18 protein-coding genes and 1 pseudogene are annotated in these 25,962 nt (G+C 70.1%); 8 read left to right on the forward strand and 11 right to left on the reverse strand.

The window, feature by feature from the left end; all coding sequences use genetic code 11:
- Nucleotides 1-1,016: 1,016 nt before the first annotated feature.
- The 3 genes from ACLJWH_RS28155 to ACLJWH_RS28165 all read right to left on the reverse strand — a co-directional run bounded on the left by ACLJWH_RS28155 (nt 1,017) and on the right by ACLJWH_RS28165 (nt 3,805).
- Nucleotides 1,017-2,108: a hypothetical protein gene (locus ACLJWH_RS28155; RefSeq protein WP_411144569.1), complete on the reverse strand. Its 1,092-nt coding sequence runs from the start codon at nt 2,106-2,108 to the stop codon at nt 1,017-1,019.
- Between the two features lie 243 nt (nt 2,109-2,351).
- A complete protein-coding gene (locus ACLJWH_RS28160) occupies nt 2,352-3,473 on the reverse strand; it encodes an NADH:flavin oxidoreductase (protein WP_411144570.1) in 1,122 nt (373 codons plus the stop codon).
- Between the two features lie 191 nt (nt 3,474-3,664).
- Nucleotides 3,665-3,805, reverse strand: coding sequence for a hypothetical protein (locus ACLJWH_RS28165; RefSeq protein WP_411144571.1), 141 nt, complete (start codon nt 3,803-3,805; stop codon nt 3,665-3,667).
- Between the two features lie 292 nt (nt 3,806-4,097).
- Here ACLJWH_RS28165 and ACLJWH_RS28170 point away from each other — a divergent pair, with 292 nt between their 5' ends.
- Both ACLJWH_RS28170 and ACLJWH_RS28175 read left to right on the forward strand, forming a co-directional pair.
- The gene (locus ACLJWH_RS28170) at nt 4,098-5,555 is read left to right on the forward strand and encodes a M1 family metallopeptidase (RefSeq protein WP_411144572.1); all 1,458 of its coding nucleotides are present in this window, start codon (nt 4,098-4,100) and stop codon (nt 5,553-5,555) included.
- A gap of 614 nt (nt 5,556-6,169) precedes the next feature.
- Nucleotides 6,170-7,936: a carbohydrate binding domain-containing protein gene (locus tag ACLJWH_RS28175; protein WP_411144573.1), complete on the forward strand. Its 1,767-nt coding sequence runs from the start codon at nt 6,170-6,172 to the stop codon at nt 7,934-7,936.
- Between the two features lie 831 nt (nt 7,937-8,767).
- On the opposite strand, the gene ACLJWH_RS28180 is transcribed toward ACLJWH_RS28175, so the two are convergent.
- A complete protein-coding gene (locus ACLJWH_RS28180) occupies nt 8,768-9,517 on the reverse strand; it encodes a hypothetical protein (protein ID WP_411144574.1) in 750 nt (249 codons plus the stop codon).
- Nucleotides 9,518-10,378: 861 nt separating this feature from the next.
- Between ACLJWH_RS28180 and ACLJWH_RS28185 the strand changes: the two genes are divergently transcribed.
- Nucleotides 10,379-11,050, forward strand: a complete 672-nt coding sequence (locus ACLJWH_RS28185) for a hypothetical protein (RefSeq protein ID WP_411144575.1) — start codon at nt 10,379-10,381, stop codon at nt 11,048-11,050.
- 607 nt (nt 11,051-11,657) lie between these two features.
- The gene (locus ACLJWH_RS28190; RefSeq protein WP_411144576.1) at nt 11,658-12,281 is read left to right on the forward strand and encodes a restriction endonuclease; all 624 of its coding nucleotides are present in this window, start codon (nt 11,658-11,660) and stop codon (nt 12,279-12,281) included.
- Nucleotides 12,282-12,464: 183 nt separating this feature from the next.
- On the opposite strand, the gene ACLJWH_RS28195 is transcribed toward ACLJWH_RS28190, so the two are convergent.
- Nucleotides 12,465-13,178 (reverse strand): TetR/AcrR family transcriptional regulator, encoded by a 714-nt coding sequence (locus ACLJWH_RS28195; RefSeq protein WP_411144577.1) that lies wholly within the window; start codon nt 13,176-13,178, stop codon nt 12,465-12,467.
- A 369-nt stretch (nt 13,179-13,547) separates the two neighbouring features.
- On the opposite strand from ACLJWH_RS28195, the gene ACLJWH_RS28200 reads away from it, so the two are divergent.
- Nucleotides 13,548-13,739 carry a hypothetical protein gene (locus tag ACLJWH_RS28200; RefSeq protein WP_411144578.1) on the forward strand — a complete coding sequence of 64 codons (192 nt, stop codon included), beginning with the start codon at nt 13,548-13,550 and terminating at the stop codon, nt 13,737-13,739.
- A 1,613-nt stretch (nt 13,740-15,352) separates the two neighbouring features.
- On the opposite strand, the pseudogene ACLJWH_RS28205 reads toward ACLJWH_RS28200, so the two are convergent.
- Nucleotides 15,353-16,999: pseudogene (locus ACLJWH_RS28205) on the reverse strand (alpha/beta hydrolase family protein).
- 18 nt (nt 17,000-17,017) lie between these two features.
- Between ACLJWH_RS28205 and ACLJWH_RS28210 the strand changes: the two are divergent.
- Complete coding sequence (locus ACLJWH_RS28210) at nt 17,018-17,152, forward strand: hypothetical protein (RefSeq protein ID WP_411144579.1); 135 nt, start codon at nt 17,018-17,020, stop codon at nt 17,150-17,152.
- Between the two features lie 511 nt (nt 17,153-17,663).
- Entirely contained in the window at nt 17,664-17,795 is a 132-nt protein-coding gene (locus ACLJWH_RS28215; RefSeq protein ID WP_411144580.1) for a hypothetical protein, read from the forward strand.
- 1,336 nt (nt 17,796-19,131) lie between these two features.
- Here ACLJWH_RS28215 and ACLJWH_RS28220 read toward each other — a convergent pair.
- Nucleotides 19,132-20,571, reverse strand: a complete 1,440-nt coding sequence (locus ACLJWH_RS28220; RefSeq protein ID WP_411144610.1) for an aldehyde dehydrogenase — start codon at nt 20,569-20,571, stop codon at nt 19,132-19,134.
- 164 nt (nt 20,572-20,735) lie between these two features.
- On the opposite strand from ACLJWH_RS28220, the gene ACLJWH_RS28225 reads away from it, so the two are divergent.
- Nucleotides 20,736-21,422, forward strand: coding sequence for a TetR family transcriptional regulator (locus ACLJWH_RS28225; RefSeq protein ID WP_411144581.1), 687 nt, complete (start codon nt 20,736-20,738; stop codon nt 21,420-21,422).
- 578 nt (nt 21,423-22,000) lie between these two features.
- On the opposite strand, the gene ACLJWH_RS28230 is transcribed toward ACLJWH_RS28225, so the two are convergent.
- The 4 genes from ACLJWH_RS28230 to ACLJWH_RS28245 form a co-directional block, all read right to left on the reverse strand.
- Complete coding sequence (locus tag ACLJWH_RS28230) at nt 22,001-22,753, reverse strand: hypothetical protein (protein ID WP_411144582.1); 753 nt, start codon at nt 22,751-22,753, stop codon at nt 22,001-22,003.
- A 39-nt stretch (nt 22,754-22,792) separates the two neighbouring features.
- On the reverse strand, nt 22,793-23,908 hold the full coding sequence (locus ACLJWH_RS28235; protein WP_411144583.1) for a trypsin-like serine peptidase: 1,116 nt from the start codon (nt 23,906-23,908) through the stop codon (nt 22,793-22,795).
- Nucleotides 23,909-23,973: 65 nt separating this feature from the next.
- On the reverse strand, nt 23,974-24,831 hold the full coding sequence (locus ACLJWH_RS28240; protein WP_411144584.1) for a hypothetical protein: 858 nt from the start codon (nt 24,829-24,831) through the stop codon (nt 23,974-23,976).
- A 33-nt stretch (nt 24,832-24,864) separates the two neighbouring features.
- Nucleotides 24,865-25,863: an alpha/beta hydrolase gene (locus tag ACLJWH_RS28245; RefSeq protein WP_411144611.1), complete on the reverse strand. Its 999-nt coding sequence runs from the start codon at nt 25,861-25,863 to the stop codon at nt 24,865-24,867.
- Nucleotides 25,864-25,962 lie beyond the last annotated feature (99 nt).

Here is a 25,962-nt window from a genome sequence, read left to right on the forward strand (position 1 = left end):
TTGTGGCCGGAGTGCGCCCCCGCCCCCGTCCGGTCTACGCGGGTGTATTCAACAAAAGGTAAGGAGAGGCTGTGAGGTGCAACAGGGGAAGCGGGCGCGCGCACGGCGCCCACCACGACTGCCGCAATCCGGAGGCAAGCCTCCTCGCCGCGCAAAAACCGCAGACAGATCACCTCCCTCCTCATCACTCGGTGTCTGTACGGCACTTCCGCCGGCCGGTGGTCAACCCGTAGACTGTGCAGGGACATGACATATGTGTGGCCGCCCGATGGCGCCTCAGGAAATCAACCGGTAACATTTCGCGGTCCCGTCGATCAGGCGTCAAGGCGGAAATTGGACGCCGCGGTGCATCAGGCTTCTACCGAATCCCGTCTTGAATATGTGGCGGGCACGTAAAGTCTCTCCCCCGGTCACCCCGGTGATTCGGAAAACTGGCAAAGGCCCTCCCTCGCTCTTTCCCGGCGGCCCGGCTTTTAATGGCGCGACGCCGGCATCGTTGACCTGCGGGCGATTCCGGCCCCGCCTTCCGCCGTCCGGAGTGCGGACGTCTCTCGGTATCCGTCGGCACCCGCGGTCCACGCGCGTAGCGGACCGGTACGGCGCGCCTGTGCCCCGCACACCCACGCGCGCCGCGGCCGTATGCGGTAGCGGTGAACGGGTGCTGGAAAAGGGGGAGTTGGACGTCGTGTGGCGTGTATCGCGGCCGGTAAGCGGGTGTGACGTCCTGCCGGCCCGGCCGGTCCACGCGGGCAGCCGGGGGCCTGGGGGATCTGTAGGCCGGTGGGATCGGCGGGACCTGTGTGGACGGGCGGACTCACCCGTAGTGGGGGAGATCCCGCCACGCCGTGCCGTCCGCGTGCGGCCGCCGTACTCACCCCGGCCGTCGTTCTCGCCCCGGTCACAGCTCTCGCCCCGGCCGGTACCGGGGACGGGCCTGCCCCGCGCGCGACGGCGAACCTGCGGGGTGCCCGCGCCGCACCCCGTGGGGAGAGCGCGGGCACCCCGCGGGCGCATCGTCAGGCGTGTTCCTGGCGGCCGTTCGTGTCGTCGTGCGCGGTGGGGCCCTGCGCGGCGGGCTCGCCGGCGGGACGGGCGACGTCGGCGCACGGGTCCTCGACGGGCCGGCTGACGGTGATGGGGGTGCGGTCGTCGAGGGTGATGGCGACTTGGCCGCCGCAGGGGGTCAGCGCGGTGAGATTGTCGGTGACCCGGGTGTAGAGGGTGTGCGCGAGAGCCCAGTCGGCATCGAAGGTGTTACGGGCCCGGGTCTTCCACAGGGTGAGCAGGACGGCGATGAGGGAACGGCCGGACAGCGCGGCCTGGATGCGGCCGTCGCCCGCGTCGGTGACCTGGGGAGGTAAGCGGAAATGCGGCTGGTCGCCGGTCTGGCCGATGACGAATTCCCAGGTGTCGCGGTGACAGGTCAGCAGTACGGAGGCGACCCGCGCCGCGGCCAGCAGATGCTTGTGGTGCGCCTGTTCCGCCGCGTCCGGAGCGGTCGGGGCGGCGGGCTCGGCGGGTACGTGGTGCGGGTCGGGGGTGGGCGGCACGGTGTCCTCCGGTGCGGGTGTGGCGGTGGTGCCGGCGGGGCTGCTGCCCTGGCCGGGGCGGGAAGGGGCATCGGTGCAGGGCACGGGAGCGGCCGGGGCGCCGGGTGGCGACGTGTCCCCGGCGCGGGATGGCGACGCGGCGTCAGCGGCGGCGTCCGGTTCGCATGGGTGGATGCCGGCTGCCGTGTCGGGCGGGGCCGTGGCCGGTGCGGCCGTATCCGGTGGGGTGGGGGCGGGCTCCGCGTGGCTGGGGCCGGTGGCCGTGGCGCCCCGGGCATGGGCGGCCTGTCGCAGGGCGCCGACGTCTCTCTGGAGACGCTGGAGCTCCAGGCGCAGCGCGGAGACGGTGTTGGCCATCCCGTCGGCCCGCTTATGCGCTGCGTCCACCTCGTCGCGGAGTTCGGAGTGCAGTTCCGACAGCCGGTTCAAACGGCTGTCCCGGATCTCATCGCGGACCTGCTGGACGGCGTCGGTGACGGCGTCGATCTTTTTGCCGAGCTCATCGCGGGTCTTCTCGTTCTCGCTCTCCAGTGCCGCCAGCGCTTTGCCTGTCCGCACACCCGCCCCTGCCTTGTCCCTTGTTGTGACTGTCCGACCGCACAACGTAGTGGACGGAGTGAGTGACGTGACAGGGTTCACCGGGGGCGATCACACGTTCCCCCGCCTCCCCGGCCGGCCCCGCACCGGCCGCTGGACCGGCAGCGCCGCGGCACATCGGGTGCCGCGGCGCCGCCGTACGGGAACGGCCACGCTTCAGTGGCCGGGAACGGTTATGGCTCGATGACCGGGAACGGTTATGGCTCAGTACAGGGTGCCGAGCGCCCCCGCATCGAAGGCCGTGAGCTCGTCGGTACGCCCGCTCAGGATCTTCGCGGCCCAGTCGGGGTCACCCAGCAGGGCCCGGCCGACGGCCACGAGGTCGAACTCGTCCCGCTCCAGCCTGTCCAGCAGGCCGTCGATGTCCTGCACACCGCCCCGCTCGCCCTGGAACGCGTTGATGAACTCGTTGTCGAGACCGACCGAGCCGACGCTGATCGTGGGCTTGCCGGTGAGCTTCTTCGCCCAGCCCGCGAGGTTCAGCTCCGAGCCCTCGAACTCCGGCAGCCAGTAGCGGCGCGTGGAGCAGTGGAAGGCGTCCACTCCCGCCGCGGCGAGCGGCGCGAGGACGGTTTCCAGTTCCTGGGGCGATTCGGCGAGCCTGGCCTGGTAGTTGCCCATCTTCCACTGGGACGTCCGGAAGATGATGGGGAAGTCCGGCGACACGGCCCGGCGGCAGGCGGCCACGATCTCCGCGGCGAAGCGGGCCCGGGAAGCGATATCGCCACCGTAGGCGTCGGTCCGCCGGTTCGTGTGGGCCCAGAGGAACTGGTCGATGAGATAACCGTGGGCGCCGTGCAGTTCGATGCCGTCGAAGCCGTGGGCCTCGGCCGCGGCGGCCCCGGCCGCGAAGGCGGCGATCACCTCGTCGACATCCTCCGGGGCCATCGCCCGGCCCGGCTCCGTCCCGTTCAGCGGGATCCCCGACGGGCCGACCCGCGGGGCATCCGGCACCGGCGGCGCACCGGCGGTGCGCGCCATCCCCACGTGCCACAGCTGCGGCACGATCGCCCCACCCGCACGGTGCACCGCGTCCACCACTCCGGACCAGCCGGTGAGCGCGTCCTCGCCGTGGAACCGGGGGACGCGGTCACTGGTACCCGCCGAGTCATGGCCGATATACGTCCCCTCGGTAATGATCAGGCCCACCCCGCCCGCCGCCCGCCGGGCGTAGTACTCCGCCACATCGGCACCCGGCACACCACCGGGTGAGAACTCGCGCGTCATCGGCGCCATCGCGATCCGGTTCCGGAAGGTGCGGCTCCCCAGGGAGAACGGACGGACGAGCGCCTCCGTGGCGCGCGCGGCTGAGCTGTTCGATATCAAGACATCCACCTTCGGTCGACAGATGACCGCGCCGCGGAGGGGCACGGTCCACCTCTGCCAACCCCGGCACCCGCCGTTCCGATTCCTGGCCGGCCGGGAAACTCCCCGTAGGCCCGTGCGGAGCGTCACACCCGGGCCGCCCCACTCCCGCCCGGCGAGGCCGTACGGCCGAGGTGTGGACAGCGGCGTGATCATCGCAGGTCGGCGTGGGCGTAGGCGTCGGGTTCGGGTTCGGGTTCGGGTTCGGCGTCGGCTTCGGACGACATACGGTCGGGCTCCGGCCCGGCGGCGAGGCGGGCCGGAGAGCAGTCACTCCCCGTCTCCCCGTCCATCTGTCTCCTCGACGCGGAGCGGGGACCGTCGCCCGGCCGTCAGCGGGGAGCGGAATCCGGCCGGACGCGGGGAACGGCAACCGGCCGCTGCCGCGGGACCGGAGCCCCTTGGGCGGTGCGACACCGGCGGTGCCGCGGGGCCGCCTCGCCGGAGCTCGTCGGCCGAAATGCGGCCCGGTCCCCCGTACACCGGGAGTACGTTGTGCACGGGCCGAGGGCGAGGGGCCGGGGGCCTTGAGCGGCGACACCGCCACGGATGCGGTGATCCGCTCCCGCCGAAAGGGGCCCGCACATGCACGAAGGACGCGGCGGCCGGCACGCGCCGGCGACCGGTCTGCCGACGACACCTGCGACGGAGGCGCCGCCGCCGATGTCCGCCGAGGCCGGGGAGGCCGTGCTCGGGGCTCCGCGCGCCGGTCTGGACACCGGCCCGGCCACCGACGGCCGGCGCTCCTTCCCGCGCCACGGCGACGACGGCTACCTCGTCCGGCACTACCACCTGCGCCTCGACTGGAAGCCCGCCACCGGCCGCGTCCTGTCCCGCGCCACCCTCACCATTCAACCGCGCCGGACCCTGGACACCCTCAGCCTCGATCTGTCCGGCCTCACGGTCACCCGGGTGGCACTCGCCGGTGCACCGGCCGGATTCCGCCAGCGCAAACGGAAGCTGCACATCACCCCGCACCGCCCGCTGCGCGCGGGGGAGACCGTCACCCTGGACATCGACTACCGGGGGACCCCCCGCCCGTTGGGCATCCCGCAGTTGGAGGACGACGCCGGCTGGTACCCGATGCGGGACGGCAGCAGGGTGATGAGCGAGCCGCTGGGCGCGCCGTCGTGGTTCCCCTGCAACAACCGGCCCGACGACAAGGGCTCCTACCGGTTCGAGATCACCGTTCCCGACGGCTACCAGGTATGTGCCAACGGCAGGCTGATCCAGCAGCGCGCGGTGCGCAAACAGCGCACCGAGTGGGTCTACGAGCACCGCGAGCCGATGTCCCCCTATCTCGCCACGGTCGTCATCGGCCGCTTCGTCTTCCACGAGCAGACCGGCGGCCCGGACGGGGTCCTGATACGCAACGCCTTTCCCGAACGGCTGTCGGAGCGAGCCCGGTACGACTTCGGCCGGCAGCCCGAGATGATGCGGGTGCTCGCCGACCACTTCGGCCCCTTTCCGTTCGACGTGTACGGGGCCGTCGTCGTGGACGAGCCGGTGGGCGACCCGCTGGAGGCACAGACCTTCTCCGTCTTCGGCTCCGACCGGGTGGACGGTGAACGCGGTTACGAGGACGAAGTCGTCCATGAACTGGCGCACCAGTGGTTCGGCAACAGTGTCGGCATCACCGACTGGCGTCACATCTGGCTCAAAGAGGGCTTCGCGACCTACGCGGAGTGCCTCTGGGCGGAGGCTTCCGGCGGCCCCGGCGCCCACCACATGGTCCGTTCCCATCTGGCCGATCTCCACCAGGCGGAACAGGACCTCATCCTCGCCGACCCCGTCTCCGCCACGATGTACGACGACCGCCTCTACAGCCGAGGCGCCGCGACACTGCACGCGCTGCGGCTCAGTGTGGGGGACGAGAAGTTCTTCGCCATCGTCAGGGAGTGGTACGCGCGATACCGGGGCGCCAGTGCGGATACCGAGCAATTCATTTCCCTGGCCCAACAGGTGGCGGACACCGAACTGACCGGACTCTTTCGCGACTGGCTCTACCGCGGTCCGCTCCCCGCTCTCCCGGCGGGCGGCTGATCCGGCACCGGCTCACCGTGGGCAGGTGCTGTCCCGACTCTTCCTTCCGGACGACGGTCAGTTCAGGGGGCGGCTGGGTCTGAGGGGGCACGTACGACTCTCAAGTCCCGGGAACCGTACGGCGATACGCGTACCGGCGGAGCGAGCGCAGCCACGAGCGGTTGCACTACGAGCGGCGCTCCGCTCACGCCGATGAACCAGTACCCGGGGGACGCGGTGCGGACCGCGGCGGCCGACGCCCGACGAGGCGCGGCACGGACCGACGGGGGCAGGGCGGCGCACGATCCCGCCGATTCGGGCGACGTGGTGGACGGAGCCACCGGGCAGGGAGGGCCCAGACACCCGGCCACCGCGCCGGGAGTCCGGCCCGGCCACGGCGGCCGGTCCCCGCGGGGTTCCGGGGTGCGTCACGGCAAGCGGAGAAAAATGAACAGGCAAAGAACCTTGACGCGTTGATGGTCCAGACCAATTATGGTCCTGCCACGCGGCCCGTGTGCGGTCCGCGCGGCCGGTGACTCCCGGCCGGGTTCACAGGACCAGATCCCACCGCCCCTCGCGGGGCGGCTCCATCGCGTGATCCGCCTGTTCTCTCACCCCCTCCTGGGAGCACTTGAATGACACGTCCGAGAACCGTCCGCGCGCTGCTGACCACACTGGTCACCGTGGCCGCCTCCGCCGGGCTCGTCCTGGCGGGCGGCGCCGCCGCCCCGGCCGCCACCCCACAGCCGGCCGCCACCCCCCTGCCCGCCCACGTCTTCGCGCCCTACTTCGAGACGTACAACTCCGACGGCCTCGCCGACCTGTCGGCCAAGTCCGGCGCGAAGTACCTGACCCTGGCCTTCGCCCAGACCGAGGCCAAGGGCTCCTGCACCCCGTACTGGAACGGGTCCACGAGCCAGCCCATCTCCCCGTCCGTCTACGGTGCCGATATCACCACCATCCGCTCCCGCGGTGGCGATGTGATCCCGTCCTTCGGCGGTTACACGGCGGACAACACCGGCACCGAGATCGCCGACAGCTGTACGGACGTGGACGCCATCGCGGCGGCCTACGAGAAGGTCATCACCACCTACGACGTCTCCCGCCTCGACATGGACATCGAGGACAACTCGCTGACCAACCGAGCGGGCATCGACCGCCGCAACAAGGCGATCAAGAAGGTCCAGGACTGGGCGGCCGCCAACGGGCGCTCGGTGCAGATCGCGTACACCCTGCCGTCCACCACGAGCGGGCTCGCGGACAGCGGCCTCGCGGTGCTGCGCAGCGCCGTCACCAACGGCGCGAAGGTCGACGTCGTCAGCCTCATGACGTTCGACTACTACGACGGCGCCTCGCACAACATGGCGCAGGACACCCAGACCGCGGTGAGCGGTCTGCACGGACAACTGGCCGAGCTGTACCCGGACAAGAGCGACGCCCAGCTGTGGGCGATGAGCGGCGTCGTCGAGATGCCGGGCATCGACGACTACGGCCCGGCGGAGACCTTCACCACCGCCGACGCGACCACCGTCTACAACTGGGCGGTCGCCAAGGGCATCAGCACCCTCGCGTTCTGGGCGCTGCAACGGGACAACGGCGGCTGCCCCGGCACCGCCGGCTCCGACACCTGCTCGGGCATCGCCCAGGACACGTGGTACTTCACCCACACCTTCGCGCCGTTCAGCGGCGGTGGTGGCCCGGTGGCCGACGACTTCTCGCTCGCCGCGGCACCGGGCTCCGGTTCCGTCACTCCCGGCGGTTCCGCCACCACGACGGTGAAGACCGCGGTGACCAGCGGCACCGCCCGGACCGTGGCACTGACCGCGACCGGCGCACCGGCCGGGGTGACGGCCGAGCTCAGCCCGTCGTCGGTGACCGCGGGCGGCTCGGCGCAGCTGACACTCCGCAGCACGGCGTCCGCGGCCCCCGGCACCTACCGGATCGACGTCACCGGCACGGCCGGTACGACCAGCCACTCCGCCACCTACACCCTCACCGTCGCCGGGCCCGGCGGGGGCACCGGTGCCGTGGTCAACGGCGGACTGGAGAGCGGCGCTCTCGACCCGTGGACCTGTCAGGACGGCGGCGCGATCGTCACCTCGCCGGTGCACAGCGGGTCGTACGCCCTCCGGGCCGTGCCCACCGCGGGGCAGCTCGGCGACTGCTCCCAGAACCTGACGCTCACCCCCAACACCCACTACACGCTGCATGGCTGGGTGCAGGGCAGTTACGCCTACATCGGCGTGCGGGGCGGCGCGACGGCCAGCGCCTGGACCTCTTCGGCGGGCTGGTCCGAGCTGACGGTCCCGTTCACGACCGACGCGTCCGGCGCGGTCACTGTCTATCTGCACGGCTGGTACGGACAGGGGCCCATCAGCGGCGACGACTTCTCCGTGGCGTAGCGGCGCGGTGCGGTAACGAGTTGGGAAGAACGCGGGAACAGGGCCCCCGGCCGGGTGATCAAACCCGGCCGGGGGCCCTGGCGCACCGGGCCGCGCGAGCGATCGGGGGAGACGGCACGGCCCTGTTCTTCAGTTGTCCGGTCCTGCGCATCCTGCCCATGCAGACGACCGGTCGAGCCCTCTCAGTGCACATCGCCCCTCAGGGGCGGGCGGACTCGCGGTACCGACGTTAGCCGGGGCGGACGGGGCACCACATGGGCCAAAGTCCCTTGTGGGAAGGGTATTTCGTCACCAGCGGCTGTCGCCAGGGCAGTCACCGAGGGCGGTGACCTACGGCGGTCATCAAGGGCGGTGACCTACGGCGGTTATCAAGGGCAGCGACCTGCGGTGGCCATGAACGGCATTCGCCGGTGGTGCCGAGCGGGGGTACGGCGCGGTCGGCGGGGTGGTGGCCTGCCGGAGCGCCATGCGGTGGTCCGGGGCGTGCGTGCCCACGGGTACGGACCTCGGTTCGCCCCATCAAATCCCTGGCGGCACCGGTGAAACCGAGAACTCGCGCCCGAGGGCCCGCCGGGAGACGACCCCAGACCCCAGACCTCTCAGGCACGTCCGGCGCGCCAACTGCCCCGCCGGATTCGGCCCGCGCCTTGCGGCGGCAGCTGAAGGCCGTCTTCTTCCTCTTCCCCTCCACCTCCACCGCGGACATGAACACCCTGGTGGACTAGGCGATGTCCTGATCGGGGCGGCCGACGTGCAACTCGGCTGTCCCCTCACTGTCCGAGCGGTCATCGCCTCCGCCCTCGGGGTAGGGCGGCGAACCAGCCCAGGACGTCAAGCGCGTCCCGGGCGTACCCCGTCGGTCCGCCCGGACCGCCCGGACCGGTCGGCAGTCCGGACGGCGGCCGGCCTGCCGTGAGCCGGCCGCCGGTGTGTGCGCCCTGGGCCGGCAAGGCTTCGGACAAGATGAGCGCGCGAACTGAACTGAAGCGCGATGCGCTCCACTCGCTGCGTCGGCGGAAAGAACCCGTCTACGCAGGGCACAACGGCCTGAAAATTATAGATATCCCGCATGGACGCGCTCTCGGTGATGTTCTGGAACGTGATCGCCACTTCCCAGTCGAGGAGGTACCGGCGCATCGCTTCGCTCCGGACCGCCCGCATCATATGTGCCGAGAGCCCGTTACCGCGGTGGTCCGCACGGACCCACAGGCCACCGGGAAAGCCCACCAGCCCCGATATATGTGGGGTCTCCTGCGGAATTACCAGATCCATGGTGCCCGTGTGCATCGGGCAAGGAGCCTCGCAGAATATCTCCATCGTCCGAATCAGGTCGCGCACATCGTGCGTGCGAAACGTCCGGTAGGCGATACAGCTGGCTATGCCGCCGTCCTGATCCTCTGCACTTATCCAGAAACTCGCACCCGGGGACAGAATGCTGTGGTGCGGATCGAATGCCGGGTTCACGCCGGTGGTGCCGTCAGCATCAACCAGATGATCACGGAACTCCGAGAAATCCGTCTTCACGGTCAGCGTCAGTCCCTTGTCGTCCAGGGGCGCTCTGGCCTGTGCGGCATCATTCACTGATCTTCCTCCATGGTGGCGTTCGCCCCGTCCCGGTTCATGATCCACTACCGAGGGGTGAGCCATACCACGATGGTCTACTTTGCGACCTGTTGAACCATCTACGGCGAGCCCGCGCACCATCCGACGGCGTATCGGCTGATCTGCGCGTTCACCGGAAAAGCGGCTGGCGTAATCCCGCTGGCCCAATCACGGAACCGTGGCGTGATCCCAGCGTTCAGGACGCCGCAGCGCCAATCCGGAAGGGTTCGCGCAACGGGCTCGCAATGCCGCGATGTATCGTCAGCAATCCGCGATGCACGGCCGAAAATCGAGGGGGTTACGCCCGAGGAAACGGAGGTTGAACTCAGTGTGGCGAACTCGTCATGCCGAATCTCCGACTGATCTGCCCTGGCCGCACTGCTCCCACGCACACACGATCCGAGAAAATAATTCTTGATCAGACATATGCGGTCACGAGGCAAAGACGTCGTTTTCGTCTATCGATCAGAAGCTCAAAGGGTTCACTTCGGGGGCCTGGCGGATGTGGGAGTTGTGGAAGTGGCCGTGGATGATGTGGGGGCTGGGGTTGTCGCCAGCGGAGCAACCGGTGGCTTTCTGCGGCGAGTTCGGTTTGGTTCCGGACCCGGTGCCCGTCAAAAGCCGACGGTTCTCGCGCTCGACCGCCCCTGACAGCAGCCCACGCGGGTAGGCGTGGAGGGCAGCCTGGTGTGCCCCCGCCGGAATCGGCCGTGATCCGGACCGGGACCTGGTCGAACTCCGTCCGCCAGCGAGCAAGATCCACGCCACGGCCCGCGCTCTCCACAGAGCCCCCGATGAAAAGGCAGATCAGCAACGTCACGGCTTATTGAAATCCCTTCCGTGCCTGCTGTTAACGTGCGTGATGTGAGGCATCGCCAAATTCTGGACAAGCTGGATGCTCGGGGACTTGTCCAGGCCCTGGACGAGGAACTGGCGCGCTGGGTGCGCGAGCAGATGGTCTACCCGGTGTCGTCGTACGCAGAACTTGAGCGTGCGGTGATACCGCCGGTCCTCGCCCGATGGCGCTGCCTGCTCGATGCCGACGACGTCAGGCCGGCGGCGAAGTACGTCGCGTGGGTGGCGCTCGCCACACTGCTGCACAAGTACGGGTTCCGGGACGACGCCAGCACCTCGATGGCCCTGACGGCGGTGGACGAACTCAACCGCCACGTCGTGCTGTCCGACGCCTTCGAACGGCAATCCCCGGCAATCAAGTCATTGCTGGGATCGACGCCCACCCCACTGACACGGCGGCCACGATCGCCCCGGAACGTGACGTTCCCGCGTCCCGGCGACGTCGTCTCCATCGAGCTCTCCGGGCGCTTTCATGCCGCCTACGTACGGGAGTTGCACGGCATCAACGAATTTCCAGTGATCGAGTTCTATGCCGGTACTTTCGCCCAGTCCCCCACACCGGCGCTGCTGGAGGGCAGGGACGCGGCCCGTGACCACGGCCGTGCTCGCTTCGGCGCTGTCGGGATGACTTACCTGCCGACCCCGCCGGCCAAGTGAGGGCCATCGCAGCGCAGCATCGCCAAGCCCCGCGCGGGGACGATCCGTTGCCAGGCGGAGGGCTTTGGCAACTGACCGACATCCTGAACTTGCAACAAGACCTCAGGAGACTCTTCGGCGACGCCGACGGATGATCTTGATCGACCTGGGCGGTCGGACCGCGACGCCAGGCTTCTGAATCAGTGCATCGCCTCTCAACTGATCACCAAAGTGATCGTCCCCTGACCTGTTGTCAGTGTCGTGTGGTGAACTTGCCGTTGAGGCGGGAAATGTCAACTGGCAAGGGGGTATGCGTGGTTGTAGTCAGCGGCTGCACGAGGAAGGCCGGCGCAGAGGTGAAGGCACACGGTCGCTCGGAACCCGGATCGCGTGAGCAGTTGACCGTACTTGCGGGCCTGGATCTGGTGATCTTGGGCGCGTCATATGAGGGCGCGAAGATCAGGCGTGAGGCGAAGGTGCCTCCTCCGAAACCTTCGGCCGTGGCCCCGGCGTTATCCGGATCCGAGGCACACGGAGTCCCACAGTGACGCGGCGGCCGGCCCGGCGCCGGACGACAGTGAGCAAGCGGCGCCGTAGCAGCCGGAAATCCGCGAGGCAGAACGAGCGCATGTTGCTCGCGCTCGGCTCCGTCGCGGGGGTCCTGCTGCTCTTCGCTGTTCTGCGGTGGCTGTTGACCCACTGGTGGTTGCTCGTCGTCATGGCGGTGCTCGCGGCGGGTGCGGCCGCTTGGTGGCTTCACCGGAAGCAGCAACGGGCGCAGTGGGAGCGGATCCGCGCGCGGGGGCTCCGCTATCAGATATCCCAGCTGGATGCGTTGCACCACCGGCAATTCGAGTACGCGATACGGGACTTGATGCAACGCGACGGCTGCGCGGACGCGGTACAGGTAGGGGGCGCGGGCGATGGTGGCGCTGATGTGAAGGCGACTGACCCATATGGCCGTTGCTGGGTGATTCAGTGCAAGCATCGTCGGGCCGGTTTGGGGGGTTCGCCGGTCGGCACCCCGGACTTGTATGTGCTGAATGGCACAGCGCGGCAGTTGCACGGGGCGGATGTGGTGGTCCTGGTGACCAATGGCAGGTTCTCCGCGCCCTGTGCGCCACTCGCCAAGTCCCAGCGGCTGTACTTGGTCGACCGGCGAATTCTGGGGGAGTGGGCGGCCAGTTCACGTCCGCTGTGGGAACTGTTGCCGAGGCTACCCGCACCGCGGAAGCCGGACTCACTGTCGTGAGTGCCTGCCGGTGAACTTCGTCGGCACCGACCGTGCGGGCAAGTCTCTTGTCCTGGAGGGGTGGGCGCGGGGTCCTCTGCTTGTCGGAACCAGAGCGAGGTTGCCCCGGCCGGCCAGCTCCCTGTGGGGGGTTGCTGCTATGGCCTGTCTATCGGTGTCTCGGTTGCGAAAGGTGATCGGTGTTCATGGTGTGTGGGCGAATGCTTGGTCGATGAGTGTGGCGAGGTTGGTGGTGAAGTGGTTGCAGTGGGTGATGTGGTTGATGAGGGGGGCGATGCGTTGGAGTGTGGGATATGGGTTGGGCGTGGGTGAGGTATTGGTGTGTGGGTGTGGATGAGGTGGTTGGTGCCATTTTTTGTTCTGGGTCATGAGGAGGTGACCCAGGGTGTATTGCCAGATGGCGGTGTGGAGGTGTGCGGCTTGAGTGTCGGTCATTCCTTTGCGGATCATGGTGTCGAGTATGAATTGCGAGAGGCGCAGGATGTGCGGGGTGGGTGGTGTGCCGTCGAGGATGAGGGTGACGGTCCACGGGTGTTCTTTCATTACGTGGTGCGCGTTTTCTACCGCTTTGATGATGTCGTTGCGGGGATTGCCTCCGGGGGTGGGGATGGTGAATTGGCGTGAGACTTCGTCGAACAAGAGTGTCATGAGTTCGCGTTTGTCGCTGACGTGCCGGTAGACGGCGGCGGGCGCTTTGCCGAGTTCGTTGGCGAGTTTGCGCATGCTGAGTCCGGCCGTGCCGTGGTGTTCGAGGAGGCGGAGTCCTGCCGCAACGATGTGGGCACGGGTGAGTGGTTGGGTGGTGTGTGCGCGTGTTGGAGTTCCGGCAGATGTCATGTGGCCTCCATTCCGCACTCCGTTTCCTGTTGTCTGTGACGGGCGGGTGCGGGGCGTCATCTTCTCGCATGTTGCCGGTTGCTGGGTACTGGTTGGGTGTAACGAAATGTGGTCGCCATAATTCCGCCATAATTGCGTGGCATCTGCCGGTGAACTGTTCTGTTTCGAACGGAGTACCGGTTTTGGTGCGAGGTGCGGGTGATGTGTCCATCTTTCCGGGTGCTGTTGCTGTGATGGCTCGTGGTTCGTGCCGGACACCGTATTGCTGGGCCGGTCCGGCTCCGCGCATGCGGGTGCGGGTGCGATTCAAGGCGGACGGCTTCTGGGGCTGTTGCTGGTCGGTTGTGTGGGGTCTCCACCGGTTCGGCCTCGGCGGTTCGGCCTGGTGTTGTCGCGGCCTTGCGCGTGGGCGTTGCCTGATCTCGTGGTGTGCTGGGCGAGCAGGCCCTGGCGTCCGGTTCCCCCGCCGGCAACCCCGTCGTGCCCACTACCGACGAGAAGCAGAACCTCTACTCCCAGATCTACTCCCAGATCTACGCCCGGTGTTCCGTCACCGTGCGACGCCCGCGCGGCGGCGGACAACGCCACCGGGGGCTGGGCGTCGGGCCCCGGACGTCGTAGAGGCCCAGGAACTTGAACCTGCCGCTGGGGCTTTCTGTGTGGGACGAGACGGGTGCTCCGCCCGTCCCTGCGGGCGTTCTCGCCAACGCGTCGGGTGCTCCGGCGACGGCGTCCGTCCACGTCCAACCTTCGGTGACCCGCCCCAGCCGGGTCGCCCCAGGGGGCGAAGGGAGGTCCGCCTCTCGGCCGGAGCTCCGTTGTCGATCGTGTGCCCTTCGTACCGCATCGGTGGGGGATCCGTGGACGGCCGCGCGAGATGACGATGACCAAGTAGGCCGACTTCACGCGGCGTGTGCGCGTCCGTATGGCCAAGCCCGGCGAGTCGTACGCGACGCCCGCGGCCAGATCCTCGCCGGGCGACCGGACACGGCGGCTTCGGGTACCGCCGGCGAGGGGATGTCGGCGGCCTTGCACGTGAGCAGCGGCGATGCCACGGATCAGCCCGGGACCGGGCGTGTCGAGCGCGTGCTGTACCGGCGTGACGTGCTGCATGAAGGACCGGTACCCGAGGTGGGACCGGAGGGGCTTCGCCGGATCCGGGCCGCCTTCCTGCTTCAGGCTGGCCGGGACGACGGGGCCGCGGCACTCCTGCCGAGGGGGACCGCCCCTGGCAGCCCATCGCGCGGGTACATGCGCGCCGTGGTGCGAAGCGGACCTCTACGGCCAGCTCCAGATCATCCAGATCCTTGCCCGCCTCGCCGAGCTCGGCGTGCCCGCGCAGCGCATCACCTTGATCTGTATCGGCCGGCACGCGGGCATGGCCCGCTTCGGTGGTCTCGGCTGACTGCCGAGCAGTTGCGCGAACTGCCCGCCACGAATGCGTACGCCCGGCTGACCCCCGCCGCGGTCCAGCTCGCCACCCGTGCCTGGGCCGCCTCCCGGTCGCCCACCCCGGACGGACTGCGCGCCATCGCCGGTACCCGCTCCGGTGAGCTGCGGTTTCCGGGCGAGGCGTTCGACCGGCTCGGCCGGGAGTACCCGGCCGTCCGCGACGGGCCGTCGCTGTCCGGTCGGCGGATTCCGGTCGTTGGCGCCGACGGCGCGACCGATGCCGAGTCGGCGTTCGCCCGCGTCGCCGCGCGGGAAACGCGTCCGTTCCTCGGCGACAGCTGGCGCTTCGCGATGACGGACCGGACGGCACACGAGCCCGTCCCGCGCCTACCGGCCGAGCCGACGGCCCGCCCGGTCGGGACCGGCACCGGCCTGCGCCCGACCGACACCGGGCCACGGGTGCTCGCCGGTGCGGCAGACCAGCGGACCAGACGACGCTCAACGGCATCGACAGGTGGACCGGCGGGGTGCACCTGCGCGGACGCCACCTGCCGTGGCGCTGGGACGACAGAACCGAAACCCTCGTCCGCTCGACCGCGGAGACGCGGAAGCCGCACCACGCCACCCCATGACGGCGGCCGGGCCCGGTGCGGCAGCCTGACCCGGCCGCCGCGACATCGTGCCGCGGTGCACGGGATGCGGTCTCGCTGTGTGCCGGCCGTGCGCGATACGGGACTGCCGGCCGGGCGGCACAGCGCGGGGGCACGAGCGCTGGGCCGGGGCAGTCACCCTGGTATCGCGTACGCCGGACCCGGTCCCGGCCGGCGCACCGTGGGCCCGGCTCACCGGCCGGCCCGCGCCGGCAGATGCCTGTCGAACCACATGACGACCCGGGTGAGGTAGTCGGTCAGCGCCGGGCACATCCGTATCCCGTGCCCTTCGAGCGGGTAGACGGCGAGTACCGATTCGACGCCGTGGGCGAGCAAGGCTTGGTGGAACTCCTGGGCCTGACCGGCAGGTGTGCACAGGTCCTGCGCCCCCGCGACGTTGAGGCACGGCGTACGGGCCTGGCCGGCGTGCAGGACGGGGCTGCGGTCCTGGGCTCGCGCACCGGGAGCGTCGAGGTCCGCTTGCAGGAACGCGAGGCCCCAGCCGCCGATGTTGCTGGTGAACGTCTGGCTGCATCAGTCGGTCACCGGTGCCGTCGGGACCGAGGCGGCGAACCGCTGGTCCTGCGTGACCAGCCAGGACGACATGAAACCGCCGTAGCTGCCGCTGATCAGCCCGATCCGGTCCGGGGCGGCCAGGCCCCGCTCGACCAGTGCGTCGATGCCCGACAGGATGTTCAGCGCGTCCGCGCCGCCCATGTCCCCGACGACGGCGCCGGCGAACTCCTGTCCGCGTCCGCCACTGCCTCGCGGGTTGGGGTGGAACACCGCGTAGCCGCGCGAGATCAGGAGCGGCACATAGGGGGCCTGCATGGACCACACGTCGCGGTACGCCCACACCGGCCCGCCGTGCACATTGACCACCAGGGGGTGCGGACCGTCGCCGGGCGGGGTGCACAGGATCCCCTCGATCTCCAGGCCGTCGCGCGAATTCCACGTCACCGCCTCGGCGTTGCCGCAGGTCGACAGCAGGAAGTCGGTGCCGGGACGCGACGTCGAGGCCAGTACCCGCGCACTCCCGGCCGCGACGAGAGCGAGGCGCGGCGGCAGGCGGTACGCCGACTGCACGACCAGCGCCCCGCCGTCAGCGGTGAACGTCCCCTCCGGACAGAACAGGCCGCCGGACGAAAGGCTGGTGCTGAACATTTCGGTCACCTTGCTGTGCGGGACGTCGGCGATCGCGGCCACCGAGTCGAGACGGCGCTGGCCCAGGTAGCCGAGCCGGGCCGCGTCCAGCCATTGGAGGCAGGTCACATCGGTCCCGGCCGTGTCGATCGCCGACCTGGCGCCGGACCGCAGGTCGATCACGCCGAGCTCCCCGGCCACCAGCCACCGGTCGCTGCACACCGCTTCCACGACACCCACGTAGCGCCCGTCCGGCGAGCCGGCCGGCCACCCGAGCTGGACGTCGCTGCGCAGCAGTTCGCGGCACTCGCCCGTGCCCAGCTCGATCAGCGTGCGGACCGCCCCGCACCAGTCGTCCTCGGCCGGCGCGTCGCTGGTGACGGCGGCCAGCCGGGACGGGCCGCACCAACCGGCCTCCCAGCAGTTCATCCCCTCCGGCGACACCCGGGACAGCTCTCCGGTGGCCACCGTGCAGAGCCACAGGCTGCGCCACGACGCCTCGCCGGGCCCGGTGTCGATGGCCGGGTGCCACTCCGGCAGGCCGCCGTCCTGGGCCACGTTCTTCCTCGCACCCTGGCCACCGGACAGGTCGGCGCCGAGGCCCGCGACGCCCAGGAGGAGCCGGGCGCCGTCCGGCGACCAGTGCGCGTACTCCACCGTTCCCGGAACGGCGGGGGCCGCTTCGGCCTCGCCCATGCGCCCTTCGTGGAGGAGATGGAGCTGGAACCGGGCGGCTGCGCGCGGTCCGAGAGGAACGCCGGCGTCCGGCCGTCCGGCGAGACGCGCGGGTACCGCGCCGACGCGGTACCGGAGGTGATCGCCCGCAGCTCGCCGTCCTCGACCGTGTAGACCGCGGTGCGGGGCACACCGGCCAGCTCGTCCAGTACCGCTCCGGTCACCACGATCCGGCGGCCGTCGGGTGACGCGTGCGGTTCCGACAGGGCGGCCGGGCGGCCGAATGCCGGCTCGTGCGACCTCAGCAGATAGCTGTGGACGGTCTCGTACTCGGCGGTGTCACGTACGTCGGTCGGCAGCATCGCGATCTCCTTTGCGTTACGTCGGCGCGTGGCGTCACACGACGCCGGCGCCGTCGGCGGTCGTACTCATCCACTGCTGTCGATGGACTGCCGCGGGGCCGCTCGACAGCCCTGGGCCCCTGAGGATCACGGGAACTCTTCCGCTGTGCGCCCCGCATCAGGCCGGCGCCGCTGGCCCGTTGCACGGTTGCCGGGACGCACCCGGAACCGTCCGGTGACCTGGCTCCGTCGGATCGGCCCAGGACAGTGCCGGAGGAGGTGTTGGGGCGGCATGTACGGGAGAAGGTTCCGGGGTTGATGCGGTGGCCGGTGTGCTCGCAGGCATGGTGCGGCGGCCGGCGGTCATGGTCGTGGCCGGCCTCCGTCTCGTGGACCGGGGCGACGACGAACCGGCCGACGAGAGGGCGTTCTTGAACTGGTCGCCGGTGGTGCCGGTGGTGCCGATGGCGATGTAGAAGCCGTCGGGGCTGGTGCGGTCGTAGCGGGCCCGGTCGTCGGTGACGTCGTGAACGCCGGGGACCCCACCGGGCCTGCTGGGAACGCGCAGTCCGGGCAGCCGTCGGCGGCGCGGGGCACCAGCGTGCGAAAGCGTGGCACGGTGGCGCCGGGGCCGGCCAGGTCCGGGGCGTCGATCCATTCCGGCGGGTCGCAGTCCGGTTCGGCGGGTCGCAGTCCGGTTCGGTGCCGCCGGTCATCGGCCGGCTCCTCCGGTACCGGCCGGCTCCTGGACGGCCCGGTGCGCCCGCTGCCGCATCGTGGCCGGCGGCCGGCGGCCGGCGCCGACCGGCCGTCATGACCCGGTGCCCAGCGCCCGGATCGCTGTCGCGGGCGGACTCCCGGGCCCGCCGGAAGGCCAGGAAGCCACCGTGGTGGGAGAGCGCCCGGGCCGGCACGCCGGCGGTGTGGCGAAGAGTTTCGGCGGCGATCCGGCGATCCATCGACAGCTCTCCGGGGGCATGGGGCCTCCTGCTCTGCCGTGCGTCGCCGGGGCGGTTTCGCCGCGGCGGGCGGATCGGGGTTCCGGCCGGGGCCGACCGGAACCGGGAGCCGGGAGGCGGACCGACCCGGTGGGCGGCCGGCGGCAGTGCGGTCCGATCAGCTCTGCGGGAGATGGTAGGAGCCATGGGACTTCACCGCCCCCACACCTGTCGCGAGCGCACGGTGCGGGAATCGACAGATGTCGGCCCGACGCCCCGAGGCACGGGCGCGATTCCGCCGGGACCCATGGGCCTTTACCGTGCGGGCAAGTTCTGCGAACCAGCTGATCGACGCGCTCGGCGTGCGGCTGGGGCGGTCCGTGACTTGGCCGGCCCCCACCCCGCACTGCGGGACGGGCCCGGCCCGGCCGCACATCGCGGGCACGGGGGGCGCTCGATGCCGTCCGCGTCGGCGGGGAAGGTCCTTGAGGTCCGTCATGGCCCGGAATTTCGCGCGGTGCGACCTCAGAAGGAGGTCCGAACCACCTTAGGAGGTCCGAACCACCTTTGGGTGAGCGCGAGTTGGGCGAGCCGATCGAGGGCCCGGAGGACTTCTCCGCCCTCAATTGATCCGGCTCGGGCCAAGGATCGATGGTGAGAAGCGGGTGCGCGGCGGAGCTCGGCTCGGTCGCAGTCTCCGGCCTGCCACAGTGGGAGGACCACGCCCTGGCGGTCGCCGCACCAGAGAAGCACCTCGGGCCGACTGACCGGCTTCGCTCCCTCGCCGCGGAGGGCCGAACCGGAAGGTGCCGGACGCCCCGGGCGGGAGCCGGTTTCATCCGACCCCGCCCGGGGTGCCCCGGCACCAGGGTGATCACAAGCCGATGGACTGGTACTCGGTGTAGGCGCTCAGGCCCGCCGGGCCGTACTCGCGGCCGATGCCGCTGGCCTTGAAGCCGCCGAACGGGGTGCGCATGTCGCGGGACGCGCCGTTGACGGTGAACGTGCCGGTGCGGATGCGGCGCGCCACCTCAAGGCCGTGCTCCGGGTCTGCGGTCCACACGCCGCCGGCCAGCCCGTAGGGGGAGTCGTTGGCGATGGCGACGGCCTCGTCCTCGGTGTCGAACGGGATGACCGCCAGCACCGGGCCGAAGATCTCCTCCTGGGCGATCTTCATGGAGTTGGTGACGTCGGCGAACAGGGTCGGACGCACGTAGAAGCCCTTCTCCAGGCCCGGGGTGTCCGGCGCGCCGGGGCCGCCGAGGACCAGGCGGGCGCCTTCGGCGATGCCGGCCTCGATGTAGGACCGGACGCGCTGCTGCTGCGCCTGCTTGACCATGGGGCCGATCCAGGTGGCCGGGTCCAGGGGGTCGCCCACGGTGACGCCCTGCATCATGGCGGCGATCGCGTCGACGACCTCGTCGTAGCGGCTGCGCGGGGCCAGGATGCGGGTGTGGGCGATGCACGCCTCTCCGTTGTTGCCCAGCGACAGCCCCTTCAGACCCGCCGCGGCCTGGGCCACGTCCGCGTCCGGCAGGACGATGGAGGCGGACTTGCCGCCGAGCTCCAGGCTGACGCGCTTGAACTGCTCGCCGGCGATGGCGGCGATGCGGCGCCCGGCAGTGGTCGAGCCGGTGAAGGCGATCTTGTCGACGCCGGGATGGGCGATCAGGTACTCGCTGACCTCCCGGTCGGCGGGCAGCACGCTGACCACGCCCTCGGGGAACCCCGCCGCGGCCAGGAGCTCGGCGAGCCGCAGGGCGTCCACGGCCGTCTCGGGCGACGGCTTGAGGATGACGGTGCAGCCCGCCAGCAGCGCGGGGACCATCTTGACCAGGGCGGACTGGTGCGGTGCGTTCCACGGGATCACCGCGGCGACAACCCCTACGGGAGCGCGGCGCACCACGGTGCGGTGGCCGCCCTCGCCGGGCAGCTCGGTCTCCCAGTCGAAGCCGGCCGCGATGTCGATGAAGTCGTTGTTGAAGTCCTTCAGGGTGCGTTGCAGCCAGCCGGTGAACCAGATCGCCGAGCCGTTCTCCGAGGTGATGAGTGCGGCGAGTTCGTCGGCGCGCGCGGAGTGCAGCTCGTTGAAGCGCGCGACCACCCGCCGGCGTTCCCCGGGCGCCAGCCGCGGCCAAGGGCCGTGATCGAAGGCCGCGCGGGCCGCGGCCACGGCACGGTCGACGTCGGCGACGGACGCCTCCGGTACGACGCCCACCAAGGACTGGTCGTGCGGGGAGCGGACCGACAGGACATCGGAGGTAGCAGGGGTGGTCCAGGCCCCACCCACCAGCAGCTTGTCGAACGTGATCACGATGTCCTCCCGATCCGGCACGGCCAAGTTAGTGGAACGCCGTTCTCTTATGCTCTTCCACCATAACAGAACTGCGTTCTCTTATGTCGAGGCAGTCAGTATCCTGGCCGCAGCGACACAGCGACACAGCGAGCGGCGCAGCCGGGGCAAGCGGGAAGAAGGCCATGAGCGAGACCACGCAGGGGTTCATCCGCGCGCGCAGTCCCGAGAACCGGGAGCTGCGCCGGCAGTCGATCCTGGACGCGGCCGAGCAACTGCTGGACACGGCGCAGGTCGCCGATATCACCCTTCGCGACATCGGCCGGCAGGCGGGGATCGCCACCTCGAACGTGCTGCGCTACTTCGAGAACCGCGAGGCGGTCTTCCTGGAACTCCTCAACCGGGAGTACGGCGCCTGGCTGGACGCGCTCCCGGCGGAACTGGCACCCGCCGACGACGACAGCACAGGGGCGGCAGCGCCGGTGCGCGGTTTCGCCGACGCCTACGCCGCCTCACTCACCGCCCGGCCGGTGCTGTGCGAGCTCGCGAGCGTACTGGCCAGCGTGCTGGAACGCACGGTCTCGGTGGAGACGGTCCGCGCCTACAAACGCCAGGCCCTGGCCAACAACGACCGGCTCGCCGGCATCATCCACGCCCGCATGCCCGACCTGGACCGGGCGGCCGCGAAGGAACTGGCCTCGGCGACCATCATGCTCATCGCGGGGCTGTGGCCGCTCGCCCACCCCGGACCCACCGTCGTCGCAGCCGTGGAGGACCCCGCACTCCTCGCCGCCCACGTCGACTTCCCCGCCCGCTACAGCCGCATGATCGAGCTGCTCACCGCCTCGCTGCGGGGCCCTGCCGCCCGCTGACGCGTGGCCGGCGGTACCCGGCCGTCCCCGGGTGCACCCCTACGGCTCGCCCTCCTCGGCTCTGATTCTCGTGGCCGGCCCCGCGCTCATCGTGCTGACCGGCCTTGGCGGCCGCTGCTTCCGCAACTGCCAAGCAAAGTCCGAGCGTTCAGCAGATAGCGGCGGAGGGGGTGGCGGCTGAACCACCCGCCGTCCACCATGCCCGTCGAGCTGCACCGCCGCGTCCACAGTCCCGGGCAGCTCCAAGTCGTCGAGGGCGGCGCGCACAGGGACTTCTGCGACGTCCCCGAGTGCGTCGACCGCACCATCGCCGCAGCCACGCCGTTCTGCCTTCTCCTCCTGCTGGCACAACGAAGGGGCCGGCAGTCGAGTTCGCCCTCGATCGACTTGGGGATCGCCTCATGTGGTGGGCCTGCGGCGGCAGATGAGGGTACGGGCGACGCGGGGGAGGGGCGGGGGCGGGAGCCCGGCCTGTCGCGCCGGAGACGCCGCACGGTCTGCCCGTGGCGCGGCAGGGCGCCACGGGCAGACCGGTTGCCGCTGCCCGACGTGATCCGAGGCTTCACGCGTGGCGTGGCCTAGGGAATGACACGGTTCCTCAGGTTGTGAGGGTAGGGGCCTTCGCCGTGGATCCTCAGTTCCGTGGCCACGTCGAAGCTGTAGTAGGGGTGTGAGGTGAAGTAGCTGTCCAGGTTGGCGCCGCCGAAGCAGATGAGATCCGAACCACCCGCCGAGTTGGGCCCGTTGCAGAGGCTCAGCGTCGGGTATTTGAATCCGTCGAGCGGGCGGAAGCCGGCGCCGCCGGGGCCGGGAACGGGCAGGTGGCCGATGAGTCCGCCGGGGTCGCCCGGCCAGTTCGACTCGCCGGGCTGCCGCCGGCCGTCGGCGAACAGGATTCCCTGGATGTTCCGGCCGGGTGGTTCGGTTTCCAGGACGGTGCCCGCGACGAGGGCGCCGAGGCTGAATCCGACGATGTACACCTTGGTGTTGAGGTCGCACCCGTAGGTGACGTAGAGGTTGTAGAGCGCCGTCCTGAGGTTGGCGACACCGGCGTCGACATCGGTGTACAGATTGATGTCGGTGGCACTGTTGGGGTAGGGGATGCGCACCGGGTTGGCTCCCTCGGGGGCGAGAGCCGGGTCCAGGAGCTTCTGGGCCCCGCCGTCCTGGTAGCCCGGGACCACGAACATGACCGGCCCGCAGGGCTGGGCACGCCGTGGAGCGGCCTGGACCGTACCCGCCGACCCGACGAGGGCGCTGGCGACGCCGGCGATCGACAGGACGATGGCCAGGAACCACCTCCGTCGCGGTGGCACGAAGCTGTTCGTCACGCTTTCTCCTTTCGATGGCTGCGGCCGGTGTCGGCCGGATTACGTCAGGGACGCCGACTGGGCGGCGTCGTAGACGGCCCGCTCCTCGTCACCGAAGTGGGTGGAGCTCATGTTCGGGCCCTCCAGCCAGCCGAGGACACCGATGATCTGGCCGGGATCGTCGTAGCGGGAGAAGACTCCGACCTGGAGGCCCGCGCCGGTGGTGGGGTCGAAGTTCTGTAGCTCGGCGCCGCCGCTGCATCCGGGCGACAGGGCCCCGGGCAGCACGTCGCTGTAGTAGACCGGGTCGGCCCGGGTGATGCCCTGCGCGACCATGAGGCTCCGGCCGTCGAAGGTCCGCTGGAGCTCCGGGGAGACGTGGCCGGGGCGGTAGTAGTTGCGTTCGTTGATGGTCGGGTAGCCGAAGACGTGGTCGGTCTGGTTCTGCGGCTGGTCGAAGCCGATCCGCTGGGCGCCGGTGACCTCGCCGATCGGCCGCGGGTCATCGGGGCTGGCCACCAGGACCGCGGCCATGTCGTGCCCCAGCAGCCAGTCGGCGCTCTGGCTCCAGGTGTTGGTGAACCACTCGCGGGTCACTCCCCAGACCCCGTACGGGGCGATGTCCTTGCCGGGGAGCGCCGTGCTGGTGGTGTGGCGGGGCAGGCTCGCGCCGTTGAATCCCGGTACGAAGGCCATGTTGGTGACCACGATGTTCCCGAAGCCCATGTCGACCGGGGTGTGGACGCGCAGGCAGTGGGCGGCGGTCACCACGACGCTCTGATTGGCGCTGGTCACCACGTTGCCGGAGCACGCTTCTTCCGTGACGGCACCGTTGTCCAGGTTCTTGTACTCCATGAAGAACTTGCCCGCGGTGCGCGAGACCAGCCCCGCCTCCCGCGGCCACGGCTTGCTGAGGTTGTCCCAGCCTCCCGGGGGCGGGGTGGCGTCCTGGTCCTCGTGGTTGAGGCCGACGGAGGCCATCTTCGCGAGGGTCCAGTGCTCCACTTCGGCCCTGAGCTTCTGCTGGTGGTCGGCGCCGGCCGGCACCAGCGGAAGGAGCTCGAACGCGGGGGTATCGGCCCGTGCCGGGGTCGCCGCGACGAGCAGTGCGGCCACCAGAGCGAGTACGCCGAGCAGGGTCGTTCTCGTGCGTCGTGACAGCATCCCGATGGACAAGGCTTTCCCCTTAGGGGTAGGGAAGGGACGGTGGCGATGACGTCGGACGATTTCCGTGGCCGGACCTACGGGTTGGCGGTCACCTCGAAGCCCGCGCCGAAGACACCACCGGCGGTGGCGCCGTCACGGGCACGCAGGTCGGCGAGGATGTTCGCCGAGCTGGTGTACAGGAAGGGCGGCAGTGCCAGGGTGATCCCCTTGGTGATGCCGGCCCAAGGGCCCGCTGCCTGGAAGTTGTTGGCCTGGGAGGGGAGGTCGGTGCCCGGTACGTGCCAGATCGCCGGCCCGCCCGAATCGCCCCTCATGTTCGCGGCCGGCGACCGGTAGACGCCGTCGGCGTTGTCCATGACGGTCCCGTACCACACACCCGTCTGGCCGGACGTGATGATCTCGTTGCTGCCGGTGGCGAGCAGCCGCTCGTTGTCGAGCGCGGGGTTCAGGGCGTTGGGGCTGACGGTCCCGCCGGGGACCTTCACCTCGCCCGTCTGCTTCAGGTACGGCCCCTGCGAGGAGAGCGTCACCTGCGGAACCAGCTCGATGACCATGTAGTCCTTGGTCACATGACCCGTCTGGGAGCCCTCCGGGTCCTTGAAGTAACGCACGTATCCGATCGGGCCGAACCCGGCGTCCGCCCGGTCGTAGACGGGAGCGACATTGTCGTGGATCTCGCGGTCCGCGTACCTGGGGTCGTCGAGGCAGTGGCCCGCCGTGATGGCTGTCTTGTGCCCGTACTTGTCGTCACCGACCGCGCCGAGTGTGCAGAAGAGATCGGGTGTCGACGGGCTGAAGATGATCTGCATCGCGTTGAAGACCCGCTTGCCCGGCTGGGCGTGGGCGGCGCCGGCCCCCACGGTGCACAGGACCGCCAGGCTCAGCAGGAGGGTGCACAGCCGCTTGATCATGTACGTGGCCCTGTCTGTCATGTACGTAACCCTGTCTGTCGGGAACGGGAGGGGTCAGGCGGACGCGAAGGCCGCTTCCAGGCGCGGTACGAAGTCGACGAAGTCCTGCGCCCAGCAGTCGTAGTCGTGGCCGCCGTCGCAGCTGCCCCAGCCGGAGCCGTTGCCGTAGTCCACGTAGTGGTAGGGGTATCCGAGGGCGTCGAGGTGGTCCTTGGCGTGTTCGGCCGCCGACCTGACCCAGAACTCCGGGTTGGCGGGGTTTCCCTGGCCGTCGCCGGTGTAGAGCGAGATGCCCATACCGGCCAGCCGGTCCATGTGCGTGGACGGGTCCGCCTCGTTCCAGCGCCAGTCGGCGTCGAGGATCGGATACGGCGTGCCGAAGATCGCGTCGCTGGACACCGCGGGCCCGAAGTCGAGCGAGCAGGTGGAGTTGCTGGAGCCGCAGAGCGGTGCGCCGATGTTGGTGAGCGTGGCGACCACGGCGGCCCGCATGACGGCGTGGTCCCTGGAGAGGTCGACCGCGCCGGAGAACGCCGCGACCTGGCTGAACAGTTCGGGATGCGCCTGGGCGTAGTGCATGGAGCCGAGACCGCCCATCGAGAGACCGGCGACGGCCCGCCCCTTCTTGGCCGCGATGGTGCGGAGGTTGGCGTCGATGAACGGGATCACCTGGTTGATATGGAAGTTCTCCCAGCTCTGCGCGCCGGCGGCGGTCTCCTGGTCGAGCCAGTTGCTGTACCAGCCCCGGTGGCCCCCGTCCGGAATGACCGTGATCATCGACTTGGCCGCGAGGAGGGCGGGGTAGGCGAGTCTCGGGTTGGCCGGGTCGTCGGAGGCGCCGTGCAGGAAGTAGAGCACCGGGTAGCGCTTGGTGGGGTCGGCGGCGTAGTCGCCGGGCAGCAGGATCCGGATGTGGTGCTCACCGGCGACCTGGGCCGTCTTCACGGTGACCACGAAGTTGGTGGCGGAGCCGGATACGGATGCGGTCCGGGTCAGGCCGAAGCCGTCGGCCATCTCCGGCGGACCCGGGGACTGCGCGTGCGCGGCGGGCATTCCCGTCAAGAGGAGGAGGGCGGCGGCCACGGCGGCGACTGCCGCTCTCGCGCGCGGGAGCCGGACGGGCAGGACTAATCTCATCAGGTGTCCTCGGGG

Source organism: Streptomyces sp. x-80 (genome assembly GCF_046549095.1).
Classification (GTDB): domain Bacteria; phylum Actinomycetota; class Actinomycetes; order Streptomycetales; family Streptomycetaceae; genus Streptomyces; species Streptomyces celluloflavus.

What these genes read in the sequence shown, in the direction of transcription:
- ACLJWH_RS28165 (WP_411144571.1), bottom strand. Translation starts at nt 3,805, where the DNA reads ATGGACGGGGAGACGGGGAGTGACTGCTCTCCGGCCCGCCTCGCCGCC.
- ACLJWH_RS28170 (WP_411144572.1), top strand. Translation starts at nt 4,098, where the DNA reads ATGCACGAAGGACGCGGCGGCCGGCACGCGCCGGCGACCGGTCTGCCG.
- ACLJWH_RS28175 (WP_411144573.1), top strand. Translation starts at nt 6,170, where the DNA reads ATGACACGTCCGAGAACCGTCCGCGCGCTGCTGACCACACTGGTCACC.
- ACLJWH_RS28190 (WP_411144576.1), top strand. Translation starts at nt 11,658, where the DNA reads ATGTTGCTCGCGCTCGGCTCCGTCGCGGGGGTCCTGCTGCTCTTCGCT.
- ACLJWH_RS28195 (WP_411144577.1), bottom strand. Translation starts at nt 13,178, where the DNA reads ATGACGCCCCGCACCCGCCCGTCACAGACAACAGGAAACGGAGTGCGG.
- ACLJWH_RS28210 (WP_411144579.1), top strand. Translation starts at nt 17,018, where the DNA reads ATGGAGCTGGAACCGGGCGGCTGCGCGCGGTCCGAGAGGAACGCCGGC.
- ACLJWH_RS28215 (WP_411144580.1), top strand. Translation starts at nt 17,664, where the DNA reads ATGGTGCGGCGGCCGGCGGTCATGGTCGTGGCCGGCCTCCGTCTCGTG.
- ACLJWH_RS28225 (WP_411144581.1), top strand. Translation starts at nt 20,736, where the DNA reads ATGAGCGAGACCACGCAGGGGTTCATCCGCGCGCGCAGTCCCGAGAAC.
- ACLJWH_RS28240 (WP_411144584.1), bottom strand. Translation starts at nt 24,831, where the DNA reads ATGACAGACAGGGCCACGTACATGATCAAGCGGCTGTGCACCCTCCTG.
- ACLJWH_RS28245 (WP_411144611.1), bottom strand. Translation starts at nt 25,863, where the DNA reads ATGCCCGCCGCGCACGCGCAGTCCCCGGGTCCGCCGGAGATGGCCGAC.